The organism is Kluyvera georgiana (assembly GCF_050990895.1).
In the GTDB taxonomy this organism is placed as follows: domain Bacteria; phylum Pseudomonadota; class Gammaproteobacteria; order Enterobacterales; family Enterobacteriaceae; genus Kluyvera; species Kluyvera georgiana.
Genome location: NZ_CP158865.1, coordinates 1,275,241 through 1,292,962, shown reverse-complemented (window position 1 = coordinate 1,292,962; position 17,722 = coordinate 1,275,241). Strand labels below are relative to the sequence as shown.

Sequence of the window (17,722 nt, the reverse complement as noted above, 5' to 3'; positions counted from 1 at the left end):
TTACGGTACGACGATCAGCATATCGTCCGCCGCGCCAACCGCACGCCAGGCTGGCACATACATTGATTCCACCTGCGTTGGCGGCACCTGATAGGTCCCCGGCATCACCGCCCGCGCCAGATAGACCACCGTCACCGGCTGATTGGCATTCACTGCCACCGCGGCCACAAAGCGATCATCACGGAATTCCATATGCTGAATATCCGCCTGCTGCATCTGGTTCAGCCACTCCTGCACTTCGCTGCCGTTGTCCTGCAGGTTAGCGCTACTGTTGGCCAGATTCTGGTTTTCCAGCTCCAGCCCGGCGGGCAGCATATCCACCACCAGCGCGTCCGGCACGTTTTGGCTGGCGTTGATATCCAGTTTCACCAGCACCAGTTCACCGCTGCGCAGCGAAGAGAGCGATTTACGTTGCCCATCGGTGCCATAGAACTGGCGTTCAATGTGCAGCACGTTGCTGCTGGCCGCCGGAGCGTGTTCCGGGTAGCCGGTGCTATCGAGGCGCAGCCACAGCGGCTGCTGGCCGCTGTTGGTCACTTTCAGCGCCGAAAGCTGTTCAGCATCGAGGTTGCGCGTCAACGCCTTATCGCCCTGCAACGGCTGGCTGTCCAGCGTCGTTTGCGCCTGCCAGTTACCCGGCAGGTCCAGCACGCTTCTCGCCGCGAGGAACAGCGCATTATTCTCCTGAGTTGACAGCCAACGTTCGCTAAATGCCTGCTCGGAGAGGGTTTGCAGCAGCGCATTCTGCGCGTCCGGCAGCAGCTTGTTCTCTTCCAACAGGGCCAGCATCAGCGCGTTATCTCGCAGGTCGCTACCGTAGTCTGCCAACCAGCGGGTCTGGTCCGAGCGTTTGGTGGCCAGCGCCAGCTGTAATGCCTGTTCGCTACGCGGCGCGTCGCCCATCGCCTTCAGCGCGATCCCTAACTGCATCAGCGGCAGACCGGAGCGCGCCTGGTCGCGGCGTTCCCACAGTTCGCGCAGCGCGCCGAGCGGCGCTTTTTGCTGTCGGGCCAGCACCAGCCCGGCATAGGACTGAATGGCGAAGCGGCTGGCGGCATTATCGTCGGTGTAGCGAACGCTCATCAGCCCCGGCTCCTGAAGATAGCGCAGCAGTCGGTTGTTGCCGTTGTTAATCGCCTGCGCCGGAACGCTATAGCCCTGCTCCGCCGCGCGCACCAGGAAGTCCATGGCATAGGCGGTTAGCCAGTACTCCTCCGGCCCCTCTTTATCCCACAGCCCAAAGCCGCCGCTCTCTTTTTGCATTTGCAGGAGACGCGAAATACCGATATCGACCGCCGCGCGGCGTTTGTCATCGCTGTCACCCACAATGCCCAACGTTTTTAGCTGCGCGGCGTTGGTATAAAGCTGCGGGAACAGGCCGCTGGCGGTTTGTTCCAGACAGCCGTACGGATAGGCCTTCAGCTCGCGGATGTAGCGCGCCAGGTTCAGCGGGGGTTTTCCGCTGAGCAGAAGCTGGCCCTGCTGTGTCACCGGCGAGAAGCGCGCATTCTGGTTAGCCGGCACGCTCCAGCTTTCACCGGGTTGCAGCACCGCGCCATTGTTCACCGTTTGCGCCGGGAAGGCTGGACGGACGCCAATTTTCCACTGCTTATGCAGGTCGGCCAGCGTTTCACCCGGCAGGTTCATGCCAGAGACGGTTATGTTCACCTCGCCGTTGCCGAAACCTTCGCTGGCGCTGACGGGGACAAACAGCGTGGTGCGCACGCCTGGATCCAGCGTCACTGGCGACGGTTGACCGCTATTCAGCGTCAACAGGCCCGTCGTTGCAATCTGGACGTTCAGCGTCTGCGGCTTATCAGTCAGATTGGTGACGTCCAGCGTCAGTCGCGCGTTATCACCACCGGCCATAAAGCGCGGCGTGTTCAGCTCGGCCACCACCGGCGCGGCGACCACCACTTTTTGTTCTGCGCTGCCGAAATCTTCGCTCGTCCACGCCTGCGCCATCACCCGCAGCTCACCGTTAAAGTCACCGATGGGTAGAGTGATGGTCCCTTCCCCGTTGTCATCAAGGGCTACCGGCTGGGCCTGCTGGGCGATAATGGTGACGTGATTAACCGGCGGTTTGCCGCCGCGATTTAGCTCGTCGCCGTCGCCACCGAAGCGCAGGCTGGCAAGGCGTCCCTGACCTTCAATGACCTGACCGTAGATGTCATAGATATCCGCGCCGTAACGTTTCTGGCCGAAAAACGCCTGCCACGGATCCGGCGTGACGTAATCGGTAATATTCAGCACCCCGCTGTCGACGGCAGACAGCAGCACATTGACCTGCTTCGGTGCCGCACCTTCCTTGCGATTCACTTTCACTTTGACGCTCAGCGGCTGGTTTGGCCGCATTTTTGGCGGGCTTTCCAGCGCCACGTTCAGTCGACGCTGTTCATCGCCCAGCGGCAGGTGCAACACGCCAACCGCACGTTTCGGCGTCGCGGAACGTGATTTATCCCCCGGACGAACCACCAGCGTGCTCAGATAGAGGTCGTGGCGATTCCAGCTTTTGTCGACCGGAATAGATAAATCCAGCCCTTGAGCCGGGACGTCAATTTCTTGCCACCACAGCGGGCCATCGCTGGACTCTACCATCGCATAGCCCTTACCGGCCGCCGGAGCAGCTACGTGTAGTTTGATGTTATCCCCCGGCTGATAGCTCGGTTTATCCAGTTTCAAGGTCACGCGATCCGGCCGCGCCGCGCCGCTACCGTCACTGTTATCCTGCCAGCTATAGCCTGCCCAGAAGCGCACGCTGCTGACCGCGTCATTCGGCGCTTTCACTTCCAGACGGTAAGCCCCCCACTCCACCGGGAAGCTGACCTTGCCGGTCTCATCGGCTTTGAGATCCAGCGTCTCTTCACCTTCCACCAGATCTTTTTGATCGAAGCGGGACTGCCAGCCGTCGCTTTCCGACCAGTTCCAGTAGTAGTCGCGGCGTTCGCGGATCAGCCGCACCTGCAGGCCAGAAACGGCTTTTTTGTCACCGGCAGCGTTGCTGTAAACAACGTCAAACGCAGCCTGGCTATTTTCTTCAACGATCGGCTGGTTGACGGTGGTATCGGTGCGGTAGTCATAAACCGCCTTGCTGGCGAACTGCGGGCGGATCCCCGGCAGCTCGGGGGCGGGCCAGATAGCCTGGCTGACCCGACGGGTTACCGGGCGACCGCCGGACTCCAGCAGGCTGGCCTGAAGGATCACCTGCAACGGCGAATGCGTTTCCTGCCACTGGCTGGCGGTGGTCACTGCCCCACGCCCTTTGTCATCCAGCGTCAGGCTCATTTCATCCAGGCTACGGGAGGTATTGTCTTGCGCAATATCGCCAAACTGGAAGCCCGGCAGCGCCGCAACCGCATCGCGCAGCGGGCGCAGGAACAGTTTCCCCTGCAAACTGTTACCGCTGGCGGGTGCGCCGTACAGATAGTAGCCGGAAACGGCGAAATTGACGTCGTCAGCGGGGGCCAGCGGCGTCGTCTGTGGCGTCAGGCTCAGCGCCATGCGCTCGGGCATAAAGTCTTCGACGTGGAAATCCCACTCGCGCAGCTGGTTGTCGCCGGTATTGGCGCGGATGTGCCACATGCCGGTCGCCGCGCCACTATCCAGCGGGTAGGTCAATTGATACAGGCCGTTCTGCGGCTGGCTCACCACGCTGCGAACCACCTGGCCGTCGGGTTTCACCACTTCCAGCTTCACCGGCTGGTCGGGTAGCGGCTTGCCGTCGCTGTCGCGCAGCAGGCCGTTGAGGATCACCGTTTCGCCGGGGCGATAGAGATCGCGCGGGCCGAACATAAAGAACTGCTTGCGATAACCGGGATCGCCGGCAACATCAAACTCGGCCAGATCCAGCGCGGGCAGCTTCAGATCCAGCAATGTCGTTTGCCCGTCTTTACGCGCCAGCAGCAGCGCCGCGTCTTTGTCGGTTTGCAGCGTGGCGTGACCTTTGGCGTCGCTGGTCGCCTGTGCCAGCGTCTGGCCTTTGTCGTTTAACAGCGTCAGTTCCACTGCCGACTGGGCGGCGCCGTTTTCCAGGCTTTGGGTGAACACGTCAAGCTGGCCGTGGTAGCGGTGCAGCGATACGCCGACGTCGCTCAGGGTAAACAACGTTGCGGCGTTACTGTAGCTGTATTGCCCCGCAGGATTCATCACCGCAATGTAGACGCCAGACTGCTGTAGCGGCGCGATATCTTTCAGCGGCAGCAGCAGTTTTTCCCGGGTATTACGCGCCGGATTAAGGTCAAATCGCCCGGTGTAGACCAGATCGGCCATCTTCAGCAGCTCGTCTGACTCCCAGTTGCTTAGCGAGCTGCGGTACTCCCACTGGCTGACGAACGCGGCCAGCGATTCCGGCTTAACGCGGAAGAAATTCACGTCAACGTGCGGCACGTTGAGCACCATCACCGGCAGCCCTTCCACCACCTTGCCCGGCAGCAGCGAGCCACGGCTGGCAAAGCCAACGCTCGGCGCAATATCGCGGGTGGTCAGCGTTTTTTCGACGCTGGTACCAAAAGTCGACTTATTCAGCGCCGCCAACCCAGGGTCGACGGTCACAATCAGATCGCGTTTCGGTTCCAGATGGCGCAGCCGCAGCTCTTTGAGGTTGGGCGCCAGTTCCCACGCGCCGTCAACCTTACCGTTCTTTTTGTCCACCAGGTGGACCGTTTTGCTGAAATCCTGATCGGGGTTAAGCGGTACGGAGAAAGTGAGCACCAGCGTTGCGGCGCCGTCGAGCTGCACTTCTGAGGCATCCAGCAGGGTGAGCGTTTTGCCCTGGCTCTGCTGGGCGAGTTTTTCAAGCTGGGCGGCATCGGGTTTTGCCGGTGCGGTAGCGGCTGGCGTCGAGGGGGCGGCGGGTTTGTCGTCATTTTTATCGTCGCAACCTGCCATCGTGAACGTCATTGCCAGCGCGAGTGCCAGCGTAGCCAAACGAAAGGGTTTCATCCTGTAACCTCTGACTGGTGAAGTCTGTTTGAGTCGTCAACACAGTATTATGCCCCAGGTAGACGTTTACCAGTACTGGAGGATGACATTCGTAACCAGACTTCCGCGGTGTTACGGCGATCACAACTCATAACGTAACATGTAACGTTATGCGTACTTTGTTTTTAAAACAATAGGATAGCTGGATCCCCCCGCCCTTCTGCTGCTACCTTTTGCCGGTCATGAGGTCTCATCTACGCGGTTCAACGTTGGAGAAAATAATGAAAAGAGCCGTTAATGCCCTACAAAATTTTGGTAAATCCCTCTACGGCCCGGTCCTGATTCTGCCGATTGTCGGGCTGTTTATCGCCTTCGGCAACGTGCTGGGCAACGGCAGTCTTGCAGAGTATATCCCTTTTCTGGGCTACTCTGCGGTCCAGCATTTAGGGCAGCTGATTGCCAAATCTGCCGTTTCACTGCTGGTGAACCTGGCGATGATCTTTGCCGTCGGTATTCCTGTCGGCCTCGCCGCCCGCGATAAAGGCTACGCCGCGCTGCTGGGTCTGGTGACGTTTATTGTGTTTATCAACGCCATGAACTTCACGCTGCAATGGCAGGGCGAGCTGGCCCCAGCCGACCAGATGCGCACCGCAGGGCAAAGCATGGTGCTGGGCGTGCAGGTGCTGGAGATGGGCGTTTTCGCCGGGATCCTCACCGGTGCGCTCACCGGCTATCTCTACAACCGTTACTCCGGCGTGCAGTTCTCCGGGGCGATGGCGATTTACTCCGGCCACTGTTTTGTCACCATCATCATTCTGCCGGTCGCGATTTTACTTGGCGTGGTGATGAGCGAACTCTGGCCGTGGGCGCAGCACGGTATCAGCGCGCTGGCACTGGCGATTAAAGGCTCCGGACCGTTCGGCGTGGCGATTTACGGTTTCCTCGAACGTATCCTGGTGCCAACCGGCCTGCACCACCTGGTCTATACCCCATTCTTGTATACCGAACTGGGTGGTTCGCACGAGGTCTGCGGCAATCTCTACCAGGGCGCGCGCAACATCTACTTCGCCGAAATGGCCTGCCCTGACGTCAAGCAGTTGAGCAGTACCGTGGTGTGGGACGCACGCGGCATCAGCAAAATGTTCGGCTTACCTGCCGCCGCGCTGGCGATGTACGTCACCGCAAAACCGGAACGCAAAGCCGCGGCGAAAGCCATTCTGATCCCAGCGGCGCTGACATCAATGCTGGTCGGCGTGACCGAGCCAATTGAGTTTTCCTTCCTGTTCGTCGCGCCGCTGCTGTTCGTGGTGCACGCCGTACTGACCGGCATCGGCATGATGCTTTTCTCGCTGTTCGGCGTCCACGCCATCGGGGCCAACGGCATTATCGATTTTATTCTCTATAACCTGCCGCTGGGGACGGAGAAGTCCAACTGGCCGATGTACATCGTGGTCGGGCTGATTATGTTCGCGCTCTACTTCGTCATCTTCCGCTTCCTGATCCTGCGCTTCAACATGAAAACGCCGGGCCGCGAAGAGGATGACCAGCAGACGAAGCTCTACAGCAAGCAGGAGTATCAGGCGAAGGGCAATAACGATGGGCTGGGCACCAGCATCATCGAGGGATTAGGCGGACGCGACAACATTGAGGTGGTGGATAACTGCTACACCCGGCTGCGCGTTACCGTGAAGGACATCGCACGGATTAACGAGCCGCAGCTCAAGGCGACCGGTGCGAAAGGCATTATTAAACAAGGTAATAACGTTCAGGTGGTCTACGGGCTGCACGTCAAAAAAATGCGAGAAGCCGTTGAGACGTTTCTCTGAAGGAGGCTATAACATGTTGAAATCCCCATTTATTCTGGCTATCGCCGGCGGTGGCAGCACCTATACGCCGGGCATTGTCAAAAGCCTGATGGTGCGCCTGAGCGACTTCCCGCTGGCGGAAATTCGCCTCTACGATATCGATGAAGCGCGGCAAAACACCATCGCCCCTGTGGTGGAAAAGGTGATTCGCGACCATAGCCAGAGCATCAAATTTACCGTGACCACCTGCCCTGAAACGGCGTTTAGCGGCGCGCACTTCGTCTTTGCCCAGATGCGCGTCGGGCAGTACAAAATGCGCGAGCAGGATGAAAAAATTCCGCTACGCCACGGCGTGGTCGGCCAGGAGACCTGCGGCCCTGGCGGGCTGGCCTACGGCCTGCGCACCATTCTGCCGATGGTCGAGCTGATTGACCTTGTTGAGCGCTATGCCGATCCGAAAGCGTGGATCGTCAACTATTCCAACCCGGCGGCGATTGTGGCCGAAGGCATTCGCCGACTGCGTCCGCAGGCGCGAGTGCTGAATATCTGCGATATGCCGGTGGCGGCCATGCGCAATATGGGGGCGATTCTCGGCGTCGACCGCCACAAGCTCGACGTCGACTACTTTGGCCTCAACCACTTTGGCTGGTTTACCCAGGTTCGGGTCGATGGCGAAGACAAACTGCCTGAGTTACGTCGCCACGTGGCGAAATTCGGCCTGCTGACCGAAGATGCCGCGCAAACCGATCCACAGCATGCCGATCCGTCCTGGGTGAAAACCTGGCGTAATATCAAACCAATTATGGACTGCTTCCCGGAATATCTGCCGAACCCGTATCTGCAGTATTACCTGATGCCCAACCAAATCGTCGAGCATCAGAACCCGGACTACACGCGCGCCAACGAAGTGATGGACGGGCGAGAGAAAAAGCTGTTTGCGGCGGCGGTGGAGTATCAGCAAACCGGTATTCTGCCGGACGCTTTCCACGTTGGCGTGCACGGGGAATTTATCGTCGAAGTGGCCCGGTCTCTGGCCTTTGATTTACGCCAGCGCCATTTAGTGATCGTTGAAAACCAGGGCGCCATCGCCAATCTGCCGGACGATGCCATGGTAGAAGTCCCGGCCTACATCACCGCCAATGGCCCGGAGCCGGTGCGGATGGGCAATGTGCCGCTGTTCCACCAGACGCTGTTAATGCAGCAGCTGGCCTCAGAGCAGCTGTTGGTTGAAGCCACGCTTGAGGGCAGCTATGAAAAAGCGTTACAGGCCTTTACCCTCAACCGTACCGTGCCAACAATGGAACACGCGCGCGCCATTCTTGACGAGATGATTATCGCCAACCGGGATTACTGGCCGCAGCTGCAACATGCCTGGCAAAATGGTGAAGCCACGCGCTAATAAACCGCGGGTCGCTTGTCGGTGTGAGCAAAAACACCGACAATCTCTCTATGATTCATCAATGGAGGGTACCATGACCACTTCGTATTTTGTTGCCGCCGACTGGCTGGCTGAGCACGTTGATGACCCGGAAGTTCAGATTATCGACGCCCGCATGGCGCCGCCGGGACAAGAACATCGCGATCTGCACGCGGAATACCGCGCCGGGCATCTGCCGGGCGCGGTCTTTTTTGATATTGAGGCCCTCTCCGACCACACCTCGCCGCTGCCGCATATGATGCCGCGGCCGGAGGCTTTCGCCGTCGCCATGCGCGAGCTGGGCGTCAGCCGCGATAAACACCTGGTGATTTACGATGAAGGCAACCTGTTCTCCGCGCCGCGCGCGTGGTGGATGCTGCGCACCTTTGGCGCTGAGCGGGTCTCGATCCTGGCCGGAGGTCTTGCCGGTTGGCAGCGTGACGACCTGCTGCTTGAGCAGGGAGACGTACAAACCGCTGAGGGCGAATTTGAGGCTAAATTCCATGCCGAAGCAATCAAACGACTGACCGACGTGCTGCTGGCCAGCCATGAAGGCACCGCGCAAATCGTCGATGCCCGTCCGGCGCCGCGCTTCGATGCCCAGGTCGATGAACCGCGCCCGGGGCTGCGTCGCGGGCATATTCCCGGCGCGCGCAACGTGCCCTGGGGAGAGCTGGTGGTGGACGGCGAGCTAAGAACCACCGACCAGCTCGAAGCTATCTTTGCCCGTCAGGGCGTCGACTTACATCAGCCGATTATCGTGAGCTGCGGATCCGGCGTGACGGCGGCGGTGGTCGTACTGGCATTAGCAACGCTTGAGGCCAACGACGTAACCCTGTACGACGGGTCCTGGAGTGAATGGGGTGCCCGCGCCGACCTGCCGATAGAGCCTGCGCAGTAATGGATAACCGCCTGGCACCGCTGCTGACGCGCGGAGCGTCCTTAACCCGCGCGGAGTATCGGGTGCTGGCGCATTTGACGGAGCATCCGCTGCTGGTGGGCAAGATCACCGTCCGCCAGCTGGCACAGGCGACATTTGTCTCCACGGCAACCATTATGCGACTGTGTCAGAAGCTGGGCTTTAGCGGCTACAGCGAATTTATCTGGCACTGTAAAAGCCTGCTGGCGGAGACGCCGCATATTGCGGCGCAACGCACAGAGTCCTGCGCGGAATTTCCCGAATTGTTCAACCGCTTTATCGCCAACTACCAGCAGTCTTTTCAGTGGGCAACGGCGGACAAGCGGCAGCAGTTTACCCGCCTGCTGCGCGAGCAGGAAAGCTTCTTTCTCTATGGCGCAGGGTTTTCTTATCTCTTTGCCGAGTATCTGACGAAAAAGCTGCAGGTGCTCGGCAAAACGGCCTTTATTTCCGGCCCGGGCGATAGCCGTAACATCTTTCTCAGCAACGCCGCGCGCTACCAGGTGTTTATCGCCGTATCGCGCAGCGGCGAAACCGAGCAGGTGCTGGATAAGGCGCGCATCGCCCGCAACGTGGGCATGACGGTTGTCGCCTTCACCCGCGCCTCCGCCAATACGCTGGCGGGACTGGCGGATCTGCATTTTGCGCTGTATGACGAAGCCGCGCATTTTGCCGCCGAAGCGGCGGATATCACTTCATTTGAGTCCAATCTGGTGCTGTTGATGGATTTATTGCTGCTGGAGGCGACGGGGTAATCAAGGGGGTTTCAGGCACAAAAAAACCGCCTGTAACAGCGGTTTCTTTGTGCTGGTCCGGTTCGCGGCCTTTCCAGCAGGCTACATTGCTTAAGCAATGCAAGCGTATCTCAGCAGGCAAATATTCTCTTTTGCCGGAACTAAAGTCAAGTTAATAACCAAAGAAACTATTTCATTTTTACCGTATTATCGTAAGCGGCCCTTTCCGCCGTCTCGCAAACGGGCGCTGGCTTCGGGAAAGGATGTCCCATGGCCGTACTGCAAGCGTGTCTCAGCACTTGCTATCGCAACATTATCGCCAGCGGTGCTGCTGTGATGCGGTCTTCGCATGGACCGCGCAATGAACAGACGATACTTCTGTATCGTGCTGATTGTTTCTGCCGCCTTGTTTCTTCGCACCGACAGCGAACGGAGTCACTCCGTCAGCGCCGTTAGCGCGATGAGCATCGCGCAGGGCAAGTAAGCCAGGATGCCGCCCTTCGGGGCGGCTTTCCTCGGGTCAGATAATCCGGTTCTGCTTAAAATCGCGCAGGAAGCTGCCCCAGCGCTTTTCGTAGAACGGCGTAATATGCGCCAGCATAAAGTGGCTGATGCCCGGCTCGCCTTCCACCACCTGGCAGATATCAATCGGTTCGTCGCCCGGCAGGGTGTCGGTCGCGACGCTGCCAGCGGCGTGGATAATCTCTTCGATATCCCCTTCCGCTTCAATCCCGATCAGCAGGTTTGGCTGTTCATCAGCGTATTCTTTGATGGAGCACAGAAATGCGCGTTTGACCGTTTTCAAGGTTTTAAACAGCGTGGTGAGCGACTCCACCATCTGTGCCGGTGGCTCTGCCACTTCAGAGAGCAGCAGCGCGCTACCGCCTTCCAGCACCGTCTGGGTGCTGAGCGGATTGCCCTCCTCACCAATCAGGTGGCTGATTTCACGCGGGGTAAACTCTTTACCGGTCGGCAGTTTGGCGTTGAGGAACAGCGTCTCGCCGAGGGTCATTTCAAACAGCGAACGTACCGGCATGACGACAAACGCCTGCTCAGTGGTCACCGCCTGCTTCAGGGCTTCCAGCGAGGTGAAGAACGGGATAACGGAGGTGCCGTCATCTTTTTCCCAATGCTGAAGTTCCAGCGCGCTGTCGTCGACAACCTGTTGATCATCGGCAGCCGCGCCGGGTACCCAGACGGTGGACTCCAGCAGGGTGCGGAAAAAGGCCGGGCGATGAGCAGGTTCCGTCGCCGCTTGTTCCAGCAGCGTTTCGAGTTCGTTTTTGGTTTCGGACATAAGGCCACAAATTCAATGGTTACTGTAGGGCGGGCAAGCGAAGCGCCCCCGCCAGTATTTTGCCGGATGGCGCTACGCTTATCCGGCCTACGCGGTCAACAGATTCGCAATTGTCCGCACGCCCAGCCCGGTCGCGCCAGCCGACCACTGCTCAACGGCAGCTTTGCGGTAGGTCGCTGAGCAGTCGATGTGCAGCCAACCTTCGTGATAGTTTTCCACGAAGTGAGACAGGAAGCCCGCCGCCGTGCTCGCACCCGCCGGGTAGGCCGCGCTGCCGGTGTTGTTCAGTTCAGCAAAGTTAGATGGCAGCTGGTTGCGGTGGAACTCGGCCAGCGGCAGACGCCAGAAGGCTTCGTTTTCAGCCTGCGCGCTCGCCAGCAGACGGTTCGCTAGCTTGTCGTCAAAGCTGAACAGCGCGTGGTAATCATTACCCAGCGCGGTTTTTGCCGCCCCGGTCAGGGTTGCCGCATCAATGATAAGCTCAGGTTTCTGCGCGCTGGCGTCAATCAGGCCATCGGCCAGCACCAGGCGACCTTCCGCATCGGTGTTCATCACTTCCACATTTTTACCGTTACGGTAGTGGATGATATCGCCCAGCTTGAAGGCGTTGCCGCTGATCAGGTTGTCCGCGCAGCACAGGTACAGTTTTACACGCTTGTTCAGACCACGGGTGATCGCCAGCGCCAGCGCGCCGGTCACGGTCGCCGCGCCGCCCATATCGGATTTCATGGAGTCCATGAATGCGCTCTGTTTGATGCTGTAGCCGCCGGAATCGAAGGTAATGCCTTTACCCACCAGGCAGGCGTAAACCGGCGCGTCTTTATCGCCCGTTGGGTTGTAGTCCAGCGCCAGCAGTACCGGCGGACGTTCAGAACCACGGCCTACGGTGTGCAGGCCAGCGTAACCCTGCTCGCGCAGATCTTCACCTTTGGTAATACGATATGAAACGTTATCGCAGGCCACACCGCACAGCAGATCTACCGCACGCTGCGCCAGCTGCTCCGGGCCTAACTCTTCCGCCGGGGCGTTGATGGTGTCACGCACCCAGTCAATGTGGGTAAGACGGTTATCCAGCTCCTGGCGCTGAGCGTCGTCCAGCTCCGGCCACTCGACCTGGCGAGTGCCTTTCGGCCCTTTGTAGCCCGCCCAGAAAGCCCATGCGAGGTCAACGTTCCAGCCTTCGCCGCTCAGCGCAACATGCTTGATGCCCATGCCGTCGATTTTGCGCGCCGCGCGCTGGATAAGACCCGCGTCGTCTCGACCGGTCAGGTGCAGGACGATACCTTCATCATTAATGCTATAGGCCGCTTTGTCGCCCCAGCGCGCATCGGCTGGCTGGGTAGACAGGGTAATTTTCATCGCTTCTGTCATTTTATTTATCCTTATTAGCAAACGGGCCGCCGAAGGGCAGCCCGTTAGGTGACTTATTCTGCTTCATCCAACCAGACTAGCAGAATTGCCTCAAGAATTTTTTCATTTGATGCCTGAGGGTCATCATCAAAGTCTTCGAGGTCGCAAATCCACTGGTGCATGTCGGTAAAACGTACCGTTTTCGGATCGGTATCCGGGAAGGTATCGTAAAGCGCTTCGCCTATTTCGCGGCTGTCAGTCCACTTCAGTCCCATACTATCCTCTTAGTGCTCGCGCGCGTGGTTAATTGTGTAACGCGGAATTTCGACCACCAGGTCTTCATCCGTAACGCGGGCCTGGCAGCTCAGGCGGCTATCCGGTTCCAGCCCCCAGGCCTTATCCAGCATATCGTCTTCGTCTTCGGTGCTTTCCGGCAGCGAGTCGAAACCTTCACGTACGATGCAGTGACAGGTGGTGCAGGCACAGGATTTTTCACAGGCGTGTTCAATCTCGATACCGCTACGCAGCGCAGCATCCAGAATGGTTTCACCGGTCTCAGCTTCCACAACGACGCCATCCGGGCACAGGTCCTGATGGGGCAGAAAAACAATCTTTGGCATATTAAACCTCGTCCACGGATTGGCCTTTCAGCGCGACACGGACGGATTGGTCCATACGGCGAGCGGCGAATTCCTGGGTTTGTTTGTCAACGTTTTTAATGGCTTGTTCGATGGCATCAGTGTCGTTGCCCTCAGCTACCGCGCTTAACGCCGCAGCGGCCTCGTCAATTTCCTGACGCTCTGCGGCACTTAACAGCGCGGCATCGGCGGCAAGGGCGCTGTGCAGGCTTTCCAGCACGCGCGCCGCTTCCACTTTCTGCTCTGCCAGCATACGTGCTTTCACGTCCTGCTCGGCATAGCTCATGGAATCCTGAATCATGGTGGCGATTTCGCCGTCGGTCAGGCCGTAGGACGGCTTAACCTGAATAGAGGACTCAACGCCGGTGGATTTCTCCATGGCGGTGACGCTCAGCAGGCCGTCGGCGTCCACCTGGAAGGTCACGCGAATGTGCGCCCCGCCGGCCGGTAACGCCGGGATCCCGCGCAGCGCAAAGCGCGCCAGCGAACGGCAATCCTGTACCAGCTCGCGCTCGCCCTGCATCACGTGAATGGACATCGCGGTCTGGCCGTCTTTGAAGGTGGTGAACTCCTGCGCGCGAGCCACCGGAATAGTGGTGTTACGCGGGATAACCTTCTCTACCAGTCCGCCCATGGTTTCGAGGCCGAGGGAGAGCGGAATCACATCGAGCAGCAGCATTTCGCTGTCCGGCTTGTTGCCGACCAGAATATCAGCCTGTACGGCGGCGCCAATGGCGACCACTTTATCCGGGTCGATTGAGGTCAGCGGCGTGCGGCCAAAGAATTCACCTACGCGCTCGCGCACCAGCGGCACGCGGGTCGAACCGCCCACCATCACCACTTCCAGCACTTCTTCAGCTTCCACGCCCGCATCTTTCAGCGCGCGACGGCAGGCCAGCAGCGTGCGCTTCACCAGCGCGGAGATAAGATCGTTAAACTGTTCGCGGGTCACCTCGCCTTTCCAGCCAGCCACCTCAACGGTGACGCTGTCGGCATCGCTCAGGGCGATTTTGGCGGCGATGGCGGCATCAAGCAGCTCGCGCTGTACGCGGTTGTCGCTGCGATCGGCAATGCCCGCCTGTTCGCGGATGTAATCTGCCAGCAGGTGGTCGAAGTCGTCGCCGCCCAGCGCGGAATCCCCGCCGGTGGCCAGCACTTCAAACACACCGCGGCTAAGGCGCAGAATCGAGATATCGAAGGTACCGCCGCCCAGATCGTAGACGGCAATCACCCCTTCCTGACCGGAATCGAGGCCATAGGCAATCGCCGCGGCGGTCGGTTCGTTCAGCAGACGCAGCACGTGTAGGCCAGCCAGACGCGCGGCGTCTTTGGTGCCCTGACGCTGTGCATCGTCAAAGTAAGCGGGAACGGTAATCACCACGCCATCAAGCTCGCCGTCAAGCGTTTCGGTAGCGCGCGCCGCCAGCGCTTTGAGGATATCAGCCGAGACGCGGATCGGGTTGAGTACACCGGCGTTGGTCACCAGCATCGGCAGGCCGTTTTCACTGGACTGGAACTGGTAAGGCAGGTGCGGGTAACGCGTCTGGATATCCGCCAGCGAGCGGCCCATCATGCGTTTTACGGAGCTAATCGTGTTGGCTGGGTCCAGCGCGGCGTTGGTGCGCGCATCGTAGCCGACCACGTGGCCCTGCTCCTGATAGTGCACTACAGAAGGCAGCAGGTGACGCCCCTGATTGTCGGCCAGCGTTTCCGCCTGACCGCTACGCACGGTAGCCACCAGGGAATTGGTGGTGCCTAAGTCAATGCCCACCGCCAGACGACGCTGGTGCGGTGCGGCGCTCAGACCCGGCTCACTAATTTGTAATAAGGCCATGTTAAGCTTCCAGAATCAGAAATCGAGCAGCTTTTCTTCGAGTAATTCAGCGCTGCTTTGGAGTTTATCGAGAAAACGCAGTTTACGAACGGTATCCGCCGCCGCGTCCCACGTTTGTGAATCGAGTTCCGCTACCATCTGCTGCTGACGCTGGCTGTACATCGCTTTGATGCGCTTAAGCAGCGCTTCCAGACGGTCAGCGTCTTTCGCCTGTTCAATCTCGTCCAGCTCTTCACGCAGTTCCAGCTGTTCCATCAGGAACGCGGTATCGCGTACGGTATGCTGTTCGGAGGCCAGATCGAAGCCGTGCAGAGAGAGCAGATATTCGGCGCGCGTCAGCGGGTGACGCAGCGTTTGCCATGCCTGGTTGATATTCGCGGAGCGCTGGACAGCCGCGAGCTGTTCAGCTTCGCTGGCGCTGGCAAAACGGTCGGGGTGATTCTGACGCTGCAGGTCCTGGAAGCGTGCCGCGAGGGCCTGAGTGTCTACGTGATAACCGGCTGGCAATCCAAAGAGAGTGAAGTAATCCATGACGTTCTCAGGGTTAACTATTTAAAACAAACCCCACGCACAGCAGTGGTGCTATGGTGGGGTTGGCAGGACTCAAAATCAGACGTTAAAGCTTTCGCCGCAACCGCACTCGTCTTTCACGTTCGGGTTAGTAAATTTAAACCCTTCGTTGAGACCTTCTTTGACGAAGTCGAGCTGCGTGCCATCAAGAAATTGCAGGCTCTTACCGTCGATGACCACCTTCACGCCCTTGTCTTCGAAAACGGTATCTTCTGCCGCCGGCTCGTCAACAAATTCCAGTACATAGGCCATACCTGAACAGCCGGACGTTCTGACGCCCAGACGCAGACCAAACCCTTTACCGCGGTTTGCCAGGAAGGTATTCACTCGCGCTGCTGCACTGTCGCTTAAGGTAATCGACATAAAAACCTCAACTCTTCTTAATTATTTTGCTTCACGTTTGCTTTTGTAATCCGCAATTGCGGCTTTAATCGCGTCTTCTGCCAGGATAGAGCAGTGAATTTTCACCGGTGGCAGTTCAAGTTCGTCGGCGATATCGGTATTTTTAATCGCCTGTGCTTCGTCCAGGGATTTCCCTTTTACCCACTCGGTGACGAGGGAGCTGGAAGCAATGGCGGAACCGCAGCCGTAGGTCTTGAAACGCGCGTCTTCAATGATACCTTCATTGTTGACTTTAATCTGCAACTTCATCACATCGCCACAGGCCGGCGCGCCGACCATACCGCTGCCGACGCTCTCGTCGCTGTTGTCGAAGGAACCTACGTTACGTGGGTTCTCGTAATGATCGATTACTTTTTCGCTGTAAGCCATGATGTATTCTCCTTATCGATGCCCTAAATAATTCGAGTTGCAGGAAGGCGGCAAGGGAGCGAATCCCCAGGAACGTACACAAGTACGTGACTGGGGTGAGCGAGCGCGGCCAACGCATCTGCAACTTGAAGTATGACGGGCATACCGATTAATGATGTGACCATTCAATACTGTTCAGATCCACGCCCTGCTTGAACATTTCCCACAGTGGAGAAAGGTCGCGCAGACGGCCAATGGCGTTACGAACCAGATTGATGGTGTAGTCAATCTCTTCTTCGGTAGTGAAACGACCTAAAGAGAAACGAATGGAGCTATGCGCCAGCTCATCGGTCATGCCCAGCGCGCGCAGCACGTAGGATGGCTCGAGGCTTGCGGAAGTACATGCGGAACCGGAGGAAACCGCCAGGTCTTTCAGCGCCATAATCAGGGATTCGCCTTCAACGTAGTTAAAGCTCACGTTGAGGATGTTCGGAGCGCCCTGCTCAAGGTCACCGTTCAGGTAGACCTCTTCCATATCCTTCACGCCGTTCCACAGACGGTTACGCAGACCGCGCAGACGGGCCATTTCGGTCTCCATCTCTTCTTTCGCGATACGGTAAGCTTCGCCCATGCCGACGATCTGATGAACTGGCAGGGTGCCGGAACGCATGCCGCGCTCGTGACCGCCGCCGTGCATCTGCGCTTCGATACGGATACGCGGTTTACGACGCACGTACAGCGCGCCGATACCTTTCGGGCCGTAGATTTTGTGGCCGGAGAAGGACATCAGGTCAACTTTCAGCTGGCTCAGGTCGATAGGCAGTTTGCCCACGCTCTGGGTGGCGTCAACGTGATAGATGATGCCGCGCGCACGGCACATTTCGCCGATAGTCGCGATATCCTGCACCACGCCGATTTCGTTGTTCACGTGCATGATGGAGACGAGGATGGTGTCGTCACGCATCGCCGCTTCGAGCTCTTTGAGATCGATAATGCCGTTGCGCTGCGGGGCGAGGTAGGTGACTTCAAACCCTTCGCGCTCGAGCTGACGACAGGTGTCCAGCACGGCTTTGTGTTCGGTTTTGCTGGTGATGATGTGCTTGCCTTTTTTCTGATAAAAGTTGGCTGCACCTTTAATCGCCAGGTTGTCGGATTCCGTTGCGCCGGAAGTAAAGACGATCTCACGCGGATCGGCGCCCACGAGGTCGGCAATCTGATTACGGGCGATATCTACCGCCTCTTCAGCCTGCCAGCCGAAACGGTGTGAACGAGAGGCCGGGTTACCAAAGGTCCCGTCCAGGGTCAGAAACTGCATCATTTTCTCGGCAACACGCGGGTCCACCGGCGTGGTTGCGGAGTAGTCGAGATAAATCGGTAATTTCATTGCTCTTTAACTCCGTACATCACTCAATGCAAGGAGTCAGGCAACCGGCTGGATGTACGACCGCTTGACGGGAGATTTTCCCGGCCTGACTCTGAAATCTCATT

General features: G+C 58.5%; 15 protein-coding genes. 5 read left to right on the top strand and 10 right to left on the bottom strand.

Annotated elements, in window-relative coordinates:
• Complete coding sequence (locus ABTW00_RS06170; RefSeq protein ID WP_433639578.1) at nucleotides 1–4,941, bottom strand: alpha-2-macroglobulin family protein; 4,941 nt, start codon at nucleotides 4,939–4,941, stop codon at nucleotides 1–3.
• A 260-nt stretch (nucleotides 4,942–5,201) separates the two neighbouring features.
• On the opposite strand from ABTW00_RS06170, the gene ABTW00_RS06165 reads away from it, so the two are divergent.
• The 5 genes from ABTW00_RS06165 to timP all read left to right on the top strand — a co-directional run bounded on the left by ABTW00_RS06165 (nucleotide 5,202) and on the right by timP (nucleotide 10,279).
• On the top strand, nucleotides 5,202–6,746 hold the full coding sequence (locus ABTW00_RS06165) for a PTS transporter subunit EIIC (RefSeq protein ID WP_065355923.1): 1,545 nt from the start codon (nucleotides 5,202–5,204) through the stop codon (nucleotides 6,744–6,746).
• Between the two features lie 13 nt (nucleotides 6,747–6,759).
• On the top strand, nucleotides 6,760–8,124 hold the full coding sequence (locus ABTW00_RS06160) for a 6-phospho-alpha-glucosidase (RefSeq protein ID WP_065355924.1): 1,365 nt from the start codon (nucleotides 6,760–6,762) through the stop codon (nucleotides 8,122–8,124).
• 73 nt (nucleotides 8,125–8,197) lie between these two features.
• A complete protein-coding gene (gene sseA, locus ABTW00_RS06155) occupies nucleotides 8,198–9,043 on the top strand; it encodes a 3-mercaptopyruvate sulfurtransferase (RefSeq protein WP_433639573.1) in 846 nt (281 codons plus the stop codon).
• Nucleotides 9,043–9,816 (top strand): MurR/RpiR family transcriptional regulator, encoded by a 774-nt coding sequence (locus ABTW00_RS06150; RefSeq protein ID WP_433639571.1) that lies wholly within the window; start codon nucleotides 9,043–9,045, stop codon nucleotides 9,814–9,816. Before sseA ends, ABTW00_RS06150 begins: the two co-directional genes overlap by 1 nt.
• A 340-nt stretch (nucleotides 9,817–10,156) precedes the next feature.
• Nucleotides 10,157–10,279: a small toxic inner membrane protein TimP gene (timP, locus tag ABTW00_RS06145; RefSeq protein WP_433639568.1), complete on the top strand. Its 123-nt coding sequence runs from the start codon at nucleotides 10,157–10,159 to the stop codon at nucleotides 10,277–10,279.
• A 36-nt stretch (nucleotides 10,280–10,315) separates the two neighbouring features.
• Here timP and sseB read toward each other — a convergent pair whose 3' ends face one another.
• The 9 genes from sseB to iscS form a co-directional block, all read right to left on the bottom strand.
• The gene (gene sseB / locus ABTW00_RS06140; RefSeq protein ID WP_433639566.1) at nucleotides 10,316–11,092 is read right to left on the bottom strand and encodes an enhanced serine sensitivity protein SseB; all 777 of its coding nucleotides are present in this window, start codon (nucleotides 11,090–11,092) and stop codon (nucleotides 10,316–10,318) included.
• Nucleotides 11,093–11,179: 87 nt separating this feature from the next.
• Entirely contained in the window at nucleotides 11,180–12,463 is a 1,284-nt protein-coding gene (gene pepB, locus ABTW00_RS06135; protein ID WP_433639564.1) for an aminopeptidase PepB, read from the bottom strand.
• Nucleotides 12,464–12,516: 53 nt separating this feature from the next.
• Nucleotides 12,517–12,717 carry a Fe-S cluster assembly protein IscX gene (iscX, locus tag ABTW00_RS06130; RefSeq protein WP_064543522.1) on the bottom strand — a complete coding sequence of 67 codons (201 nt, stop codon included), beginning with the start codon at nucleotides 12,715–12,717 and terminating at the stop codon, nucleotides 12,517–12,519.
• A 9-nt stretch (nucleotides 12,718–12,726) separates the two neighbouring features.
• On the bottom strand, nucleotides 12,727–13,062 hold the full coding sequence (fdx, locus tag ABTW00_RS06125; protein WP_015963427.1) for an ISC system 2Fe-2S type ferredoxin: 336 nt from the start codon (nucleotides 13,060–13,062) through the stop codon (nucleotides 12,727–12,729).
• A gap of 1 nt (nucleotide 13,063) precedes the next feature.
• Complete coding sequence (hscA, locus tag ABTW00_RS06120; protein WP_064543520.1) at nucleotides 13,064–14,914, bottom strand: Fe-S protein assembly chaperone HscA; 1,851 nt, start codon at nucleotides 14,912–14,914, stop codon at nucleotides 13,064–13,066.
• A gap of 15 nt (nucleotides 14,915–14,929) precedes the next feature.
• Nucleotides 14,930–15,445 (bottom strand): co-chaperone HscB, encoded by a 516-nt coding sequence (gene hscB / locus ABTW00_RS06115; RefSeq protein ID WP_064543518.1) that lies wholly within the window; start codon nucleotides 15,443–15,445, stop codon nucleotides 14,930–14,932.
• Between the two features lie 78 nt (nucleotides 15,446–15,523).
• A complete protein-coding gene (iscA, locus tag ABTW00_RS06110; RefSeq protein ID WP_004104506.1) occupies nucleotides 15,524–15,847 on the bottom strand; it encodes an iron-sulfur cluster assembly protein IscA in 324 nt (107 codons plus the stop codon).
• Nucleotides 15,848–15,868: 21 nt separating this feature from the next.
• Complete coding sequence (gene iscU / locus ABTW00_RS06105) at nucleotides 15,869–16,255, bottom strand: Fe-S cluster assembly scaffold IscU (RefSeq protein ID WP_005120408.1); 387 nt, start codon at nucleotides 16,253–16,255, stop codon at nucleotides 15,869–15,871.
• 148 nt (nucleotides 16,256–16,403) lie between these two features.
• The gene (gene iscS / locus ABTW00_RS06100; RefSeq protein WP_064543516.1) at nucleotides 16,404–17,618 is read right to left on the bottom strand and encodes a cysteine desulfurase; all 1,215 of its coding nucleotides are present in this window, start codon (nucleotides 17,616–17,618) and stop codon (nucleotides 16,404–16,406) included.
• Nucleotides 17,619–17,722: the final 104 nt, after the last annotated feature.